The organism is Glutamicibacter sp. BW80, assembly GCF_002332385.1.
Lineage (GTDB): Bacteria > Actinomycetota > Actinomycetes > Actinomycetales > Micrococcaceae > Glutamicibacter.
Window position 1 is genome coordinate 37,823 of record NZ_NRGV01000045.1, and the last position, 16,143, is coordinate 53,965.

The 16,143-nt window shown below is 61.4% G+C and carries 11 protein-coding genes and 2 pseudogenes; 7 read left to right on the plus strand and 6 right to left on the minus strand.

Annotated elements, in window-relative coordinates:
- Positions 1 to 81: 81 nt before the first annotated feature.
- A complete protein-coding gene (locus CIK76_RS12270) occupies positions 82 to 1,179 on the minus strand; it encodes an NAD(P)-dependent alcohol dehydrogenase (RefSeq protein ID WP_096286860.1) in 1,098 nt (365 codons plus the stop codon).
- Between the two features lie 300 nt (positions 1,180 to 1,479).
- Between CIK76_RS12270 and CIK76_RS12275 the strand changes: the two genes are divergently transcribed.
- The 4 genes and pseudogenes from CIK76_RS12275 to CIK76_RS12290 form a co-directional block, all read left to right on the plus strand.
- Positions 1,480 to 2,184 carry a FadR/GntR family transcriptional regulator gene (locus CIK76_RS12275; RefSeq protein WP_096286862.1) on the plus strand — a complete coding sequence of 235 codons (705 nt, stop codon included), beginning with the start codon at positions 1,480 to 1,482 and terminating at the stop codon, positions 2,182 to 2,184.
- Positions 2,181 to 3,182 carry an asparaginase gene (locus CIK76_RS12280; protein WP_217990384.1) on the plus strand — a complete coding sequence of 334 codons (1,002 nt, stop codon included), beginning with the start codon at positions 2,181 to 2,183 and terminating at the stop codon, positions 3,180 to 3,182. The genes CIK76_RS12275 and CIK76_RS12280 overlap by 4 nt, the downstream gene beginning before the upstream one ends.
- 71 nt (positions 3,183 to 3,253) lie before the next feature.
- Complete coding sequence (locus CIK76_RS12285; RefSeq protein ID WP_096286864.1) at positions 3,254 to 4,669, plus strand: aspartate ammonia-lyase; 1,416 nt, start codon at positions 3,254 to 3,256, stop codon at positions 4,667 to 4,669.
- Between the two features lie 15 nt (positions 4,670 to 4,684).
- Positions 4,685 to 4,987: pseudogene (locus CIK76_RS12290) on the plus strand (L-asparagine permease); the annotation flags it as partial.
- A gap of 31 nt (positions 4,988 to 5,018) precedes the next feature.
- Here the strand turns inward: CIK76_RS12290 and CIK76_RS12295 are convergent.
- Positions 5,019 to 6,557, minus strand: a complete 1,539-nt coding sequence (locus tag CIK76_RS12295; protein WP_096286933.1) for an IS1634 family transposase — start codon at positions 6,555 to 6,557, stop codon at positions 5,019 to 5,021.
- A 122-nt stretch (positions 6,558 to 6,679) separates the two neighbouring features.
- Here CIK76_RS12295 and CIK76_RS12300 point away from each other — a divergent pair, with 122 nt between their 5' ends.
- A complete protein-coding gene (locus tag CIK76_RS12300; protein WP_096286866.1) occupies positions 6,680 to 8,038 on the plus strand; it encodes an amino acid permease in 1,359 nt (452 codons plus the stop codon).
- A gap of 48 nt (positions 8,039 to 8,086) precedes the next feature.
- Here CIK76_RS12300 and CIK76_RS12305 read toward each other — a convergent pair whose 3' ends face one another.
- Positions 8,087 to 8,842 (minus strand): hypothetical protein, encoded by a 756-nt coding sequence (locus CIK76_RS12305; protein ID WP_096286868.1) that lies wholly within the window; start codon positions 8,840 to 8,842, stop codon positions 8,087 to 8,089.
- Positions 8,843 to 9,067: 225 nt separating this feature from the next.
- Between CIK76_RS12305 and CIK76_RS12310 the strand changes: the two genes are divergently transcribed.
- Positions 9,068 to 11,125: a S9 family peptidase gene (locus CIK76_RS12310; RefSeq protein ID WP_096286870.1), complete on the plus strand. Its 2,058-nt coding sequence runs from the start codon at positions 9,068 to 9,070 to the stop codon at positions 11,123 to 11,125.
- Here CIK76_RS12310 and CIK76_RS19410 read toward each other — a convergent pair.
- The gene (locus tag CIK76_RS19410) at positions 11,122 to 11,286 is read right to left on the minus strand and encodes a hypothetical protein (RefSeq protein WP_176484195.1); all 165 of its coding nucleotides are present in this window, start codon (positions 11,284 to 11,286) and stop codon (positions 11,122 to 11,124) included. The genes CIK76_RS12310 and CIK76_RS19410 overlap by 4 nt on opposite strands.
- Before the next feature lie 42 nt (positions 11,287 to 11,328).
- Between CIK76_RS19410 and CIK76_RS12315 the strand changes: the two are divergent.
- A pseudogene (locus CIK76_RS12315) lies at positions 11,329 to 12,065 on the plus strand (class I SAM-dependent methyltransferase).
- Between the two features lie 8 nt (positions 12,066 to 12,073).
- On the opposite strand, the gene CIK76_RS12320 reads toward CIK76_RS12315, so the two are convergent.
- Both CIK76_RS12320 and CIK76_RS12325 read right to left on the minus strand, forming a co-directional pair.
- Positions 12,074 to 14,638 carry a DUF5129 domain-containing protein gene (locus tag CIK76_RS12320; protein WP_096286872.1) on the minus strand — a complete coding sequence of 855 codons (2,565 nt, stop codon included), beginning with the start codon at positions 14,636 to 14,638 and terminating at the stop codon, positions 12,074 to 12,076.
- On the minus strand, positions 14,635 to 16,125 hold the full coding sequence (locus tag CIK76_RS12325; protein WP_141393548.1) for a hypothetical protein: 1,491 nt from the start codon (positions 16,123 to 16,125) through the stop codon (positions 14,635 to 14,637). Before CIK76_RS12325 ends, CIK76_RS12320 begins: the two co-directional genes overlap by 4 nt.
- Between the last annotated feature and the right edge of the window lie 18 nt (positions 16,126 to 16,143).

Consider the following 16,143-nt stretch of genomic DNA (forward strand, 5'->3'; position numbering starts at 1 on the left):
ACACAGGTAGCCCCGGATCGGATTAACATTCCATCCGGGGGCTACCTTTTAAGCAGATGCTACTTCTGCCACCGATGAAGTTTAGTAGACGATGACCGGCTTGAGCGTAGATCCGTCAGCCGAATCAGCGAAAGCTTGGTTGATGTCTTCAAACTTGTACGTTTTGATCAGCTTGTCAAAGGGGAACAGCCCCTGGCGGTAAAGGTTGATCAAGCGCGGGATGAACTCCTTAGGTACCGCGTCTCCCTCGATGACCAGGTGCACGTTAATTCCGGCGAGAAGCTGGGTTCCGATATCGATTTTCGCTTCAGTGCCCAGCTTGGCTGCCCCGACCAAAGCCGCATGACCGCGGATGGCTAGCGAGTTGGTCATCTGGGTGAAGACCATGGGCACCCCGGTGGTGTCCAACGCATACTGTGCCCCACCGCCGGTGATATCCTTGATCGCTTGGACTGGATCAACTTCTTTGGAGTTCACCGTGTGGGTGGCACCAAGTTCTTTGGCGTATTCCAGTCGGGATTCGACGATATCCACCATGATGATCGTGGTGGCGCCGGCCGCCTTCGCCGCCAGCATACCGGCCATGCCTACCGCACCGGTGCCGAAAACCACGACCGATGAGCCCGGTTCTGGCTTGAGCACGTTAAGTACCGCACCGGAGCCGGTCATAATGCCGCAGCCTAGCGGGCCAAGAATATCAAGCGGCACATCATCTGGGACCTTTACCGCACCGTGGGCGACGACGTTGGTGTATTCGGCGAAGGAAGACTGCCCAAAGAAGTGCGAGCCAACCGGGGTGCCATTTTCCGAGAAAGCCTTGGAACCATCTGGACGCTGCACCCCGAAGTTGCGGTCGTAGAAGTTCACGCAGTACATCGGGTGACCGGACACGCACTGTTCACAGCTACCGCAATACGCTGGGCCCAGTACGACTTTGTCGCCTACGCTGAAGCCGTCCACATCTGCGCCCACCGCATCCACAATGCCCGAGCCCTCATGACCGAGCACCACCGGAAGCGGCACCGGGTACCACTGGTCACGGATGATGGCGTCGGTGTGGCAGACACCGGAGGCGATGATGCGCACACGTAGTTCGTTAGATCGAGGTTCATCGAGTTCGAGTTCGCGGATCTCCAAACTTTGCTCCGGAGCCGATACGATCGCTGCACGAGTTTTCATGGACAAGTCTTCTCTCTGCTATACCCCAGACCACGCTAGGGGTAGTTGGGAAAGCCCGCGCATCCGGCCAGGATTTACCGGCTGTGCTCAGAACCTTCGCTTGAGGCAACGGCTCAGCACCGTTCACCTGATTTCATCCTAGACTCGTTTTCATGAAATTTACATGACGCGTCAATTAAATGGTCACCCGTGTCGCTGCAATATCTTGAGCCCTCGCATCCTCATGTCGCTGACTAGAGCATTCACTCTCACTTCAAGGCCGGCTTGACGTAGGGTGGATCACACTTCACACTAGTAATCATGAACCTGTCAGACAGCTGGACAGCCGGACAGCAACCGATCGCCCGGACCAGCGCCTCCGAAGCGGTCTTCAACACGCTGCGCGCAGCCATCGAGGCCCAAGAGATCCCGCTCGGTGCCAAGCTCGGCTCCGAAGCGAGCCTGGCCTCGACCTACGGAGTCAGCCGCTCGGTGGTCCGCGAAGCCCTGCGCTCCTGCGCCGCCCTCGGGTTGACCCGCACCGAAACCGGCCGCGGCACCTTCGTCATCTCCCACCGGCCCACCCGGGATCTGGTGCTCGGCACCTTCTCCTCGGCGGACCTCTATGAGGCACGCCCGCACATCGAAATCCCCGCAGCCGAATTGGCCGCCGCCCGGCGCACCAGCGAAGATCTGGAACGGCTGAACGGACTCATCGATGACATGGAATCCGAAGACGGCGCGCAAGCCTGGGTGGAACTCGACGCAGCCTTCCACGCGGCGATCGCCCGCGCGAGCGGCAACTCGGTGTTCGACCGCGTCGTGGGCGACATCCGCGAAGCCATGGCCCGCCAATCCGAAACGGTCAACCTCGTCACCGGGCGCCGTTCCCCCTCAAATGCCGAGCACCGCAAGATCTTGGAAGCCATCTGCTCGTCCGACGCGGAAGCCGCCGGCCAAGCGATGGCCGAACATCTGAGCGCCGTGCAGCAAGCAGTTTCAACTATCGTCAGGAGTTCCAAGTGACCCCCTCCGCAGCCGCGTCCGCGGGACTGGCGCAGCGCGCTGCCCCAGAGCTTCCAAACCATGTGCCGCTGGTCGCCGCCAGCCGCGGTGAGGTGCTCGAATCGATCCACTATGGTTCGGCAGTACTGCTCGATTCCCACGGGGAGATCATCACCGCGCTGGGAGATCAGCAGACCCGCTTCTACCCGCGCTCCGCGCTGAAGCCGCTATTTGCCGTGGCGATCCTGCGCTCGGGCCTGGAACTGAGCGGCGAACAGATTGCACTGGCAGCCGCCAGCCATTCCGGTTCGACGCGCCATCAGCAGGTAGCCCATTCGACGCTGCGCGCGGCAGGGCTGGAGCTCGCGGAGCTCGGGAACTCCACGGACCTGCCCTACGGTGTGGCCGAACGGGCCAGCTGGCTCGCCGACGGCGGCAGCGCCACCCAACTGGCGCAGAACTGCTCGGGAAAGCACGCGGCGCTGCTGGCCATGTGCAAGCATAACGGCTGGGCGACCGAGAATTACCTGGACCCCGATCACCCGCTGGCCGCGGCGCTGCGCGATATCGTTGAGGAACTCACCGAAGAGCGCATCACCACGATCAGCACCGACGGTTGCGGCACCCAGGTCTACCCCTTGACCCTCACTGCACTGGCTCGCGGCTTCGCGAAGCTGGCCAAGGCCGCGCCGGACACCGCCGAGGGCCGCGTGGCTGCCGCCATGCGCGCCTATCCGGAACTGGTCGCCGGCGAAGGGCGCGACGTCACCGACCTGATGCGCGCGCTGCCCGGCGCCGTGGCCAAGGATGGTTTCGAGGGAATCCAGGCCATAGGCCTGCCCGACGGATCCTCGCTGGCGGTAAAGATCTCCGATGGCTCAGACCGGGCCCGCATGCCGATCACCATCAAGCTGCTGTCCAGCCACCTGGGCGACCGGATGCCCACGGCGCTGGAAGACTTGGCCTCCTCCCCTGCCCTGGGCGGCGGCGAGCCGGTCGGCGAACTGACAGCCCTCTAACCCGATAATTTTCAGTTTCCATCCAACACCTATGGTGCATTCAGTGCGCCTAAAATCAGGAGCGAGCACTCATGTCTGAAACCATTCAGGCTCCCGCCACACGCAGCGAACACGATCTGATCGGCGACCGCGACATCCCGGTCGACGCCTATTGGGGCGTCCATACCCTGCGCGCCAAGGAAAACTTCGATATCACCGGCACCAGCCTCACCGGCAACCCGCACCTGATTGCCGCGCTGGCCCGCGTGAAGCAGGCGGCCGCCCGGGCGAACCACGAGCTGGGCCTGCTCGACGCCGAGCGCGCCGCGGCCATCGACCAAGCGTGCGAAAAGATCGCCGCCGGCGCCCTGCACGAACAGTTCATCATCGACCCCATTCAGGGCGGTGCAGGGACCAGTACCAATATGAACGCCAACGAGGTCATTGCCAACCTCGCTCTGGAAATCATGGGGCATGCAAAGGGCGAGTACTCCTTTCTGCACCCGAATGACCACGTGAACCTCTCGCAGTCCACCAATGACGCGTACCCGACCGCGGTGAACATCGCCACGCACTTCGCCACCCAGCCGCTGCTTGACGCCCTGCTGGTGCTGGAGAATTCCTGCCTGGCCAAGGCCGGCGAGTTTCGCAGCGTGGTGAAAATGGGACGCACCCAGTTGCAGGATGCGGTGCCGATGACCGTCGGCCAGGAGTTTGGCGGGTGGGCCGTCACCTTGCGCGAAGACCGCGATCGGCTGGCCGAATCGCTGTCGCTGGTCACCGAGATCAACCTCGGGGCCACCGCGATCGGTACCGGTTTGAACGCTCCGGCAGGCTACGCCGAATCGGCGCGCGGCCATCTGGCCGCATTGACCGGCCTCCCGTTGACCACCAGTCCCGATCTGATCGAGGCCACCAGCGATGTGGGCGCCTTTGTGCACCTCTCCGGAGTGCTCAAGCGCGTGGCGCTGAAGATCTCGAAGATCTGCAACGATTTGCGCCTGCTCTCTTCCGGACCACGTGCCGGACTCAACGACCTGCAGCTGCCGGCGGTGCAGTCCGGGTCCTCGATCATGCCCGGAAAGGTCAACCCGGTCATCCCGGAGGTCGTCAACCAGATCGCCTACCAGGTGGTCGGCCACGATATGACGGTGACCATGGCGGCCGAGGGCGGCCAGCTCCAGCTGAACGCCTTCGAACCGGTGATCGCCCATTCCATCGGGCTTTCGCTCAAGCACTTGACCAACGGTTGCCTCACCCTGGCGACCCGCTGCATCGATGGAATCACCGTTGATGAAGACGCGTTGCGCCGCGAGGTGGAGAACTCCATCGGCCTGGTCACCGCGTTGAACCCCCGGCTGGGCTACGCCCAGTCCACGTCGATCGCGCTGGAAGCGTTGCATTCCGGACGCGGCGTGGCCGAGCTGGTGCTCGAACGCGGCCTGCTCTCGGCCGCAGACCTGAACGAACTGCTCAAGCCAGAGCGCCTGGCAAATCTCTCCGACTAACACCCAAGGATTCCGATGGAGCATTCCACCACCCACGCCACCGCGGCGCACGTGCCCGAGGCGGGCCTCACCGCCGGCGACGACGATTACCACAAGGGGCTTTCTTCCCGCCAGATGCAGATGATCGCCATTGGCGGCGCCATCGGCACTGGCCTGTTCATGGGCGCCGGCGGGCGCCTGGCGGCGGCCGGTCCGGGCATCGTCGTGAGCTACGCGGTCTGCGGCTTCTTCGCATTCCTGATCCTGCGCGCGCTGGGCGAACTGGTCATGCACCGCCCGACCTCGGGTTCGTTCGTTTCCTATGCCCGCGAGTTCTACCTGTTTCGTGCCAAAGCCTTAGTAAGTACTTTTATCCACGCTTGAGCTTCTTCAATAGCTCTCGAAGCTCGGCAGAAACTTCAGCAGGGATCACCACATAATCGTCATTGACCTGGATTTTCGCCGAACGAACACCCTTCAAATCAGTGATAATCCGCTTCAAACTCATCCCAGAGATCTCCTGCAAATGCCGGCCAATCGCCAACGCAGCGAACACCACAGTCAAATGAGCATCAATGGCGTCCTCATCCCTGTGGAACACCGGACGAGCGGAAAGGTCACTCTTGGTCATACGGAATGACGCTTCAACCTGCCAGAGGTCATGGTACGAATCAAGGACCTGCTGACCTTTCATCACCGACTGGTCAATATTCGTGACGTAGCCCTTCAATCCGGCCAGCATACGGGCACGCTCAATACGTGCCTCATCGACTTCAGGCTTCGTCCCGGTCGTTTTCACGAACCGTGCTTTACGCATCTGGCTTGTGCCTTCAGCAATGCCCATGGCACGGCGTTCCATCAGGTTGATGTTCCGATTATCAGTGACGAAACGCTTCGCAGACCATTGATAAATCACTCGGCGTTCTCGGCCTTTTGCACCGGTGCCCATGACGCGCTTCGATTCCAGGATCTGCCCGTTGGCGAACCGGTTGCCCTTCGTATCGAAATGTTCTTGCAAGTCATAAGGTGCTTTTGCCATACGCGAGCCGACGATGAATTTGAACCCAGCATCTTCCAAAGCGGTCAGATTCGCGGCGGAGAGCATGCCGGCATCAGCGACGACCACCATGTCGGTGATACCGTGCCGCTCCTGAAACGCTTGGACCACCGGAACGATCGTGGTGGTCTCGGCCTTGTTCCCGGCAAACATATGCATTTCCAGCGGGAACCCGGCCGGGTCCACTAGAAGCCCGACTTGGATTTGCGGGTCAACCCGGTGCTCTTTGCTCATGCCGACTTTGCGGAGGTCATCCCCCTTTTTCGACTCAAAGTGAAGGGTGGTGACGTCATACATGATCATTGCGCCGAGCCCCACGGATCGGCTGCGGTAGGCGACCATGGCTTTGGCCAGAGTGTCTTTGTAGTTCAAATCGTGGCAGCGATGCAGGCTGCGAAAAAGGGTCCGCAAGGACGGGTGCGGTGCACAGACGTCATCGAGCACTCTGATGGTGTCTGCTTTGGATGTCGGCTCAATGAGCCTGGCGAGCACCATGGCACGAAACCCCTCGTCATCAAGGACTTCGAACCCAAGCCGCGCATAGGCTGCGGTGAGGATGTCCCACAGTTCAGTGGCTGGAGATGCAACGACTTTCGCGGTGCCCGTGGCGCCGGTTCGGGGTCTTCCGCGGTCAGGAATCACGTCGGGCATTGCGGCGTTCTTGGTCCAGTCAGCGACTTCGTCCAGGGACGAGGGTTCTTGTTCCACATCGCTGAAGTCGAAGGCTTGCTGCCCTGGATGCAAGCGTTGTTCGGCGGAGCGTAGCAGCAGTGTTAGTTCGGTGTCGGTGTTCGCTGAGCCGATGTGTTCCACGGAGGTGGTGGTGCGTCCGGTTTGGTCCACGATTTGCACGGCGACAGCGCCGGATGCGGTGCGGACCTTGCGGATGAATCGGGAACCCATGGGTTCAGGGTACCGGGAACCTATTTATTAGTAAGTATTTCGGCCAAGACGTGAAAACATAACATCAGGTCATGAACCTATTGAGGTTTTCAATCACAAACCGTGGCACGAAACAGGTGAGCTACGCGGTCTGCGGCTTCTTCGCATTCCTGATCCTGCGCGCGCTGGGCGAACTGGTCATGCACCGCCCGACCTCGGGTTCGTTCGTTTCCTATGCCCGCGAGTTCTACGGCGAGAAGGCCGCCTTCGCCACCGGCTGGCTGTACTGGCTGAACTGGGTCATGACCTCAATTGTGGACATCACCGCCGTGGCACTGTACATGGCGTTCTTCGGCAAATACGTTTCCTGGATTGGCGCGGTTCCGCAGTGGGTCTGGGCGTTGGCGGCGCTTGCCCTGGTGCTCGGCATGAACCTGGTTTCGGTCAAGGCCTTCGGCGAGATGGAATTCTGGTTCGCCTTGATCAAGGTTGTCGCGCTGGTGGGCTTCCTGATTGTTGGCTGCTACTTCGTCATCTTCGGCACCCCGATCGACGGCCATGAAGTTGGCTTCTCCATTCTCAGCGACAACGGCGGACTGCTGCCCAATGGCTTGCTGCCGGTGCTGGTGCTCATGCAGGGAGTGGTCTTCTCCTACGCTTCGATCGAGCTGATCGGCACCGCGGCCGGAGAGGCAAAGGACCCCGAGAAGGTCATGCCGAAAGCGGTGAACACGGTGATCATCCGCATCGCGGTGTTCTACGTCGGCTCGCTGGTATTGCTTTCCTTGCTGCTGCCGTACACCGCGTACAAGGCCGGCGAATCCCCGTTCGTGACCTTCTTCGGCTCCATCGGCATTCAGGGCATGGACGTGGTGATGAACCTGGTGGTGCTCACCGCCGCGCTGTCTTCGCTGAATGCCGGCCTGTACTCCACCGGGCGCATTATGCGCTCCATGTCCTTGAACGGTTCGGCCCCACGCTTCGCCGGACGCATGAACAAGTCCGGTGTTCCTTTTGGCGGCATCTTGATCACCGCGGCCGTCGCGGTATTCGGCGTGGTGCTGAACGCCTTTGTTCCGGCCAAGGCCTTCGAAATCGTCTTGAACTTCGCCGCCGTGGGAATCTTGGCCTCCTGGGGCATGATCGTGTTGTGCCAGATGGCGCTGGTCAAGGCCGCCCGCCGCGGCAGCCTGGCGCGTCCGAGTTTCAGGATGCCGCTGGCGCCCATCTCCGGATGGGTAACGCTGGCCTTCCTCGCCGCGGTGCTGGTCATGATGGCCTTCGACAATCCGGTGGGCACCTGGACCATCGCCTCACTGGCGATCATCGTTCCGCTGTTGATCCTCGGCTGGTACGCCAGCCGGAAGCGGATCAACGAGCTGGCAAGCGCACGCCTGGCCGCAGAGCGCGCAAGCAATGACGACTCGGGAAATGAGAAGGCCCTGGTCTAATCACCCGGCAATGGTGTGGAGTTCCCTAGGGCTCCACACCATTGGTCTTTAACCTGCCGCATGGCGCACGGAGAGCAGGATGTTCTCGATGGTTCGATACTCTTCGCTGGCCAGGAAGTTGTCCACGCCCGCACGCGTGGGATCGTCACCGATCCCTTGATCCTCCAGATATTCTTCTTCCACCCAGAGCATCGGCGCCTGGCTGTCGCCGATCTTGAAATAATCCAGATCGGGTTGTTCGGTGCGCTCTTTCAGGACCTGGTCATCGACGAGCGCCAGGGAGAAACCGGTTTCCTTCTCGCCGTCTTCCTGGCTGGTGCCCGTCCAGAACTCGGCGATAAGACTCGTTGGAGTTTCCAGTGCGGGTACCGGAACTTCTTTGAGCAGCTCGCGCTCATAGAGGTTCATGTCGCCGTCCGGAGAGGTCGCGGTATTCGGGAGCAGGGTCATCACGTGTGCACCGCTGCGATCCTTGATCTCCCATTTGTCGTACTCGATGCATTCGCCGTCGCAATCTTCTTCTACGTACCACTCCGCGGGCAGCTGGAAACCGATGCCCATGATCTCTTGAGTTTGGGGTAGGTCGGTTTCACCGGTGCGAGCCGAATTATCGGATCCGTCGGCGCTCGGGCTCTGCGAGTCGCCGGCGCTTGGCGCGGGCGCTGTTTCCGAGGCGGACGGGACTTGAGTGTTCTCGCTCGGTGCCGGTTCCGGGCTTGGATCATTCGCCGAGCACGAAGCCAGCGCGAGCGCGGAGAGCGCCGTGAGCGACAGCAGCCGCAGCGATAGTTGTCGTTGTTTCACCTTTTTGCTCCTTAGCAGTCCCTGCAGGTCGGCGAGCCGGCCGGCACGCCGCGCTAAGCGGGTGCGGGGCCCCTTCGCTCCCACAATCCCCTATCCGGCACGCCATTCCAATATCAAAAGCATTAAGTCTTGGACGCAACTCGCGTGATGCGACGCAGCTTCTGCCCGGAACGCAGCTGTGCATTGCACTAGTACCTGAGCGGCAATAGTGGAATGATGTGTCCTATGGCACATGCAAAGCAACCATTTCATAATCTAGATGGCTACATCTCCCTTCCCCGGCTCGGCGGGCTGGCCCTCTCACCGGATGGCACCCGGCTAGTCACCTCGGTGAGCACGCTTGCCGAAGACTCCACAAAATACAGCTCTGCCCTCTGGGAGATCGACCCCAGCGGACACGAACCGGCCCGCCGGCTGACCTTTGGCGAAAACGGCGAATCTCAGCCGAACTTCACCGCCACCGGCGATCTGCTCTTTCTGTCCAAGCGCTCCTCCAAGGACGAGGCCAAGCCCGAAGCCTGGCTGCTGCCTAAGGCGGGAGGCGAGGCACGGTCCATTCTGTCGCATCCGGCAGGCATCGAATCGGTCACCACATTCGCCCGGAACCAGAAGGACCTATTGGTGCGCGCCGCCGGGCTGCCCCGCGCAAAGGACCTGGAACACGAGGAAAAGATCCTCGGCGAGCGCAAAGAGAAGAAGATCTCCGCCATCCTGCACAGCAGTTATCCGGTGCGCTATTGGGATGCGGACCTTGGACCGCAGACACCACATTTCTATGCAACCCGGCTGCCGGAAAGCTCAAGCACCGACGCCTGCACGCTCAAGGACCTTACCCCCGGGATCGGTGCGAATCAGACAGAAGCTGCGTTCACCGCCGCGGATAGTGGCGAGTTCCTGATTACCGAGTGGATGATACCGGAAGGCCGCGGCTCGGTGGCTACCGGATTGATGCGCATCGATCTGCATTCCGGCGAACAGGAGATGCTCCTGTCTCCGGATCAGGACTACGAGTACACGGTAGGCAAGATCAGCCCGGACTCGACCAAACTGATCTACTGCCGTTGGACCCGCTCCACACCCGAAACCGCTCCGGTGATGAGCCTTTGGCTTATGGAACTGGCCAGCGGAGAATCCCATGAAATCGCAGTGGGCTGGGACCGCTGGGCGGAAGATATCATCTGGTTCCCTAACGGCCACTCGCTGCTGATCGTCGCCGACGAGCACGGGCATAGCCCGATCTTCCACCTGTCGCTGGACCGGGACAAGATCACTCGCCTGACCGATACCGGAGCATACGCCAACGTACTGATCAGCCCGGATTCACGGACCGCTTACGCACTGCGTTCATGCTACGAATATCCTGCGGAACCGGTGGCGGTGGAACTTACCCACCTCTCGGACCTGGAAGAGAATGAATACGCGCGGGTATCCGAGCTGCGCTCCCCCGCACCGCGGCCCGAGCTTCCGGGCACGCTCACCGAGGTCACGGCCACCGCCGAGGACGGAACCCCGGTGCGCGCCTGGCTGGCGCTTCCCGAAACTGCCGGCCCGAAATCCAAGGCGCCATTGCTGCTGTGGGTTCACGGCGGACCGCTGGGCTCATGGAATGCCTGGAGCTGGCGTTGGAATCCTTGGCTGGCGGTGGCCCAAGGGTACGCGGTGCTCTTGCCCGACCCCTCGCTGTCTACCGGCTACGGCCAGGAGTTCATCCAGCGTGGTTGGGGGCGTTGGGGATTCGAGCCCTATACGGATTTAATGGCCATCACCGATGCGGCCGAGTCCCGCCCGGATATCGATGAGACCCGGACGGCGGCCATGGGCGGATCGTTCGGTGGCTACATGGCCAACTGGATCGCCGGGCATACCGATAGGTTCAAGGCCATCGTGACTCATGCGAGCCTGTGGGCGCTGGAAGGTTTCGGCAAGACCACCGATGCCTCGTTCTATTGGACACGCGAGATGAGCAAGGAAATGATCCAGGTCAATTCCCCGCATAACTCTGTTGCGAACATTGTGACGCCCATGCTGGTGATTCATGGCGACAAGGACTACCGCGTACCCATTGGTGAGGGCTTGCGCTTGTGGTACGAATTGTTGGCCGAGTCCGGGCTGCCGCAGGAGGCGGACGGAACCACCGCCCACCAGTTCTTGTACTTCCCAGATGAAAACCACTGGGTCCTCAGCCCGCAGCACGCCAAGATCTGGTACCAGGTGATCTTCGAGTTCCTTTCACAAAATGTCTTGGACAATGAGCCCAGCCCGTTGCCCGAGGTGCTCGGCTAGCCAATGCCGCTTGCTCCGACGACGGCCATGCCTCCCCTGAATTCTCGGGAGCTTGGCCGTCGCTCTCGCTTGGCTACCTGCGGTGCCCGCCCGCCGGGGATGGCGCGGCCGCAGGTAGCGCCCAGCATCTTCAGCTGATATCCCAAGGTGCGCTGAACCAAGACTCTTCGGCCAGCGGCAGCTGCTTGTGCAAGTATTACTGCATGGAGCTCCCAGATGTAGAAGTGAAATCCGCCGCTGCGGCCTACGACGCCATTGCCGATGGCTATACCGCCGAAAATGATTCAAGCCTGCTCAACGAATACTACAATCGCCCTGCAATCCGCGCGCTGCTTGGCGAGGTCGAAGGCCATCACGTGCTGGACGCCGGGTGCGGATCCGGCCCGAATATTGCCGATCTGCTTGAACTCGGAGCTACCGTCATCGGCATCGACGGCAGCGCCGCAATGCTCGACATTGCCCGCGATCGGCTCGGCCCGAGGCGGACCTGCGAGTGGCCGATCTAGCTGCGCCACTGCCCTTCGCAGACAATACCTTCGATGACGTGATCTGCTCGCTCTCGTTGCACTATCTCGAAGACTGGCAGGACACCCTGGCCCAGATGAGACGCGTGCTCAAACCCGGCGGTCGCCTGATTCTCTCGGTCGAGCACCCGTTCGCGACCTGGCTAGGCCAACGTGAGGCCGGAGTGAAGACAAACTACTTCGAAACCCGTTCAAGGACCGAAAACTGGCAGATGAACGGGCAAGAAACCGAACTGACCTTTTGGGACAGGTCCTTGTCGGCCATGCTGACATCTTTCCTAGCAGCAGGTTTCCGGCTGACGCACCTCGAAGAGCCCGCCCCTTCTCCAGAAGCCGTGGAGAAGTTCCCTGAATTTTTCAACGGCCGCCAAGACCCGCGGTTCCTCGCCTTCCTCTTTATTGTTTTGGAAGCCTGATACCGAAATTATCCGGGAAGGGTGACCGAGGCTGGCTCATCTCCGCCAGCACCACGAGTCGCGGCCACCAGGGCCTTGGCGCGGCGGGCAATATCTGCATCGCGTTCACCCAGCATCGCCACCAAGCGTTCCAGGTGGGCCACTCGGTGAGCATATGACTGGTGCAAGCGTTCGGACAAGGGAAGCTGCGAGAGTTCTTCCGCTTCGTGCCACGCCATCACCAGAGCACGTTCGAAGAGCCGCTGCCCGGCTTCATCCGCACGCCCTCGGCCGCCGGAACCGAGCACCGCCACCGCGTTGAGCTGTGCGTCGTCCAAGCCGAGCATCAACGTTTCGAGCTGCTTCTTCGACCGAGCCAGGGCTCCCGCGCCGCGTCCGAATCGGCTGATGCGGGTCGTGGCACCGAGCAGGTACCGCACGAAGAGCACCAGGTTGACGACGGTGAAGAAGAACATGAAGCTGAGCATCCAGAAGAGACCCGCGGTGGAGAACCCAGCCCGCTCATACCCATTACGTTCCAGCGCCTCGTTGTAGTCATCCAGGGTCCCGGCGACCTCCATCTCCAAATACCTGGATTCACTGATCGACCCGTGTTCCCAGGCGTTCAGGCGGCCCCAGGAATACTCGCCACGTTGCACCTCGGAGCTGATGATTCCCGGAACGACGGTCCTTTCGGCGTCGGTGACCAGTACCGGGATGATCGCTTCCTCCGGGAGAAGCTCACCGGTTACCGGATCTACTTTGTCCTTGAATTCACCCTTCAAACGCCATTTGGCCTCCAGGATGCTGACGGGCAGAACATCGCGGAAGGTGCTCCCGGGCTCCGGGGGACGGAATTTAAGATAGCTTTCGGCATCTCGTACCGCGAGGGTGAAGCTGCTGTCGCTTTCGAAGTCGGTGTCCATATAGTGCAGGACGTCTTCTTCGACGAGCATCCCCGCTGGATCATCGACCTCAAAGCTCACGCCTTGTCCGCTGCCCTCGCTGGCGAGCTCGGGTCTTGCGGTCAGCTTGGCCACCATTAATCCGGCGGCAACCATGCTGCCGATCAGCGTCAATGCCGCCAGAGCAATCAGCAGCCCGCGACGGCGCGGAGCCGGTTCCTCGGTACCGGCGGTACCTCGCTTTCCCCGAGCCGAAGCAATCCCGGTGCTGGACTTGGCGTCCTCACCGGGCGCTTGCCTCCCGCCATCCGAGGCGAGGGTGTCCCCCAGCGTGGCGCGCACCAGGGCATTGGCCAAGCGCAGGTGGTGCAAGGCGCTAGATTCTTCCGGGGCTTCGAGGCCCAGGCTTTCACGCAGTTGCCGATGATCTTGGGAAATCTGCGCCGCTGCGGGTATCCGGACGTGCGGATAGCGGCGCAGCGAGGTGATCAGCGTGCGGGTGTGCCGCGCAAGCCGCTGTTCGGCTTCGCGCCACCGGGCGACCGCCTGCTTGCTGTCGGTGTCCCCCTTCGAAGCATCCAACAGCTCGCCAAGCTCCGCACGCAAAGTCTGCAGGTCCTGGCCCGCGACCATTCGCCCTGGCGCTTGATCCAGGCGAATCAGCAATGCGGTAGCTGCATCATAGATCGGGCGGCTGAGCTTATCGAAGGTGCTTCCGGTTCCAGCGAGATTTGCGTGAACCGACCCGGCCCCCATCAGCGAATCGGCCAATTGAGTGAGTTTCCGACTGGTGTTTTCAAATTCGGCCAGTTTGGCACCAGTGTTCTGGTTCAGGGCCTCAGCTTTGCTGAAAAGCGAGGTCACCAGCGGGTCTTCGTTGCGTGCCGCCTGCAAGGACAGGCTTTGCAGGTCGTTCCAGTTTTTGCTGAACCCTGCTGGACGGGAATTCTCCGGCGCGGCAGCATAGGTCGCTTCCAAAGCTTCGAGGTCTAGGACTACTCGAGCCAGTTTGCGTTGCGCGGCAACCAAGCGACGATATCGGGAGCTCCAGCGCGAGCGGTAGCGCAGCGCAAAATACAGCAGCACCGCGGTCAGCATGGCGCATAAGCCAATCGCCCCAAACCAATACAGCGGATTTTGCACCGGGACATCCGAGAGCACAATCGCCGCGCGTTCGGCCGCGGCAATCACCGCTTGCGGTCCGTGGCCCAGGCCGACATTGTCCCAAAAGGCATTGCTGATTTCGAAGCGGGCATCCGAATACTCGTCGTCTCCGGAAACGAACTCGGATTTCAGCGCACTGCCATGGAACCGCTGATCAACGTTCAGGTTTTCGGTTTCAAGGTTCTCCAACTGGGTGGAGAGCAGAACGTCGTAGCCCGGCAGCTCGCCGCGCAGAAGCTCATCCCCGCTGAGATACCTGTCGGTGACGGTGAGCGTCAGCGGTCTATGCGACTTGACGGGATGTTTTTCAAGTGCCGCGTCCACCGTGGACTGGCTGATGTTCCACTCGTGCGACCCCTCGACGATGATCGACACCTCGTGCAGTGGCTCCTCCGGGATCGAGGTGTACCCACGCACGGCCACCAGCGTGGTGATGATGGCCAGGAGTATTGCGCCAAGTGCCGCCCAGGACCGCGGGCGGCGTAGTCGACGACCACGAGAATCGAGCATTTCGCGCCGGCTCATGGATGCTCCTGTGGGTTCTCGACGGCCAGCTCTTTAGCCCGTGTGTACGCGCGGTCCACGATGCTCAGCGGATCGGAGTAGAGCTTCGCGGCCCGGTCACCGAGCATGCGCTCGCGCAAGGAGTCGATGAGTTTCAAATTTGCGGCCCTAGCCTGTTGAACGGCTGTCGCCTGTTCGCGCTGCAGATCGACTCGCATGATCCACAGCTCATCCAGTACCTGCGCAGTACTTTGATCTCGATGTCGGCTTCCGCCAGCCCGTTGGCGCACCTCGTCCAGCCGGTTGGTGTGCTCGATGATCAGTGTGCGCAGTCGTGGCACGCACTCCAGTTGCCCGGCGGACGGTATGTTGAGGAATTGTGCGGTATCTTCGAGCCGTTCGCGCTGGGTGAGCACGATGGCCTTCCAGTCGTCCCTGTTCCGGAACTTCGAGTCAAGCAGGCTATTGAGCGCTTTGCTCCCCGCGACCAGCACCTCCTGATCGGCCAAGGCGCTTTCCATGGTTGCCAACCGATCAACATCGAGCGGACCGCCATCTTGGTATTGTTCTGCCAATTGGCGGGCGCGGGCATTAAGCGGTGGAATCGCGGTACTAATTGCCGCGCTCGCCTGCGCGCTGGGTCCTTCCGGGTTGCCGGCAGCTGGGCGCGCGCCGTGCTTCTCCAGTCGCAAGGCGCGCTGGCGGAGCAGCTCCACGAGCATGTCACCGCGTTTGCTGCGCGCCAGGGCAGCGGCTGCACGATGCTTGCGATGGCGCGCGATCAAGGTGGCGATCACCGTTGCGACCAGGATCAGGCCTAGCACGCCGAATCCAATGACTTTTGTGGTGGTGCTGTCTTTGGGTGCTTTCAGCTCGGTGGCGCTGGCCCGTGCCACCTCGATGAGGCCTCGGGTGTAATTCTGGGCATCGAACTGCTGCCGGCCGGTCCCTTGGACGCGGTCTTCGGCGCCCGAACCGACGGGCGTGACGTTGCGGCCCGGCTCTACCGAAACCTCAGTTGGTGCTCCCGGGGTTTCGGGCAGCATCACCCCGACAACGATCCAGCCTTTGCCGACATACCCCAGCTCTTTGCCGTTTTCCAGCCAGTCATCGCTGAGCGCGTCGCTGTCACCGAAGAGCAGCAATCCGCGCACCAGCTGGGCGGCTCCGGTGAGGTTGTTTGGTTCCTTGTCGACTCCAACCAGAATCTTTGCATTTGAAAGATCCATGGATTGGCGTACCTGATCGAGAATTTCTTGCGTATCGACCGAACTTTGAGCCGCATCGCTCACCGCAAGGTAAAAGTTCTCTTGCTGCGCGGTGATACGCGGAATGAGGATTGGTTCTTCGTCTTCCGCCGGGGCGCTTGACTGCACAGTGGGGTAAACCGGCTCTGACCGGAGGTCTTGGGCCTGCGCTGGGATTGGCAACGCGAGAAGCGCCAACGGCAGCAGGAGCGCTGCTCCGAATCGGGGCCAGGAACGGACTGCAGCGAACGGTCGAGTCATAGTGCCCCCGAGTATATC

What these genes read in the sequence shown, in the direction of transcription:
- CIK76_RS12270 (WP_096286860.1), bottom strand. Translation starts at nt 1,179, where the DNA reads ATGAAAACTCGTGCAGCGATCGTATCGGCTCCGGAGCAAAGTTTGGAG.
- CIK76_RS12275 (WP_096286862.1), top strand. Translation starts at nt 1,480, where the DNA reads ATGAACCTGTCAGACAGCTGGACAGCCGGACAGCAACCGATCGCCCGG.
- CIK76_RS12285 (WP_096286864.1), top strand. Translation starts at nt 3,254, where the DNA reads ATGTCTGAAACCATTCAGGCTCCCGCCACACGCAGCGAACACGATCTG.
- CIK76_RS12300 (WP_096286866.1), top strand. Translation starts at nt 6,680, where the DNA reads ATGAACCTATTGAGGTTTTCAATCACAAACCGTGGCACGAAACAGGTG.
- CIK76_RS12310 (WP_096286870.1), top strand. Translation starts at nt 9,068, where the DNA reads ATGGCACATGCAAAGCAACCATTTCATAATCTAGATGGCTACATCTCC.
- CIK76_RS12320 (WP_096286872.1), bottom strand. Translation starts at nt 14,638, where the DNA reads ATGAGCCGGCGCGAAATGCTCGATTCTCGTGGTCGTCGACTACGCCGC.
- CIK76_RS12325 (WP_141393548.1), bottom strand. Translation starts at nt 16,125, where the DNA reads ATGACTCGACCGTTCGCTGCAGTCCGTTCCTGGCCCCGATTCGGAGCA.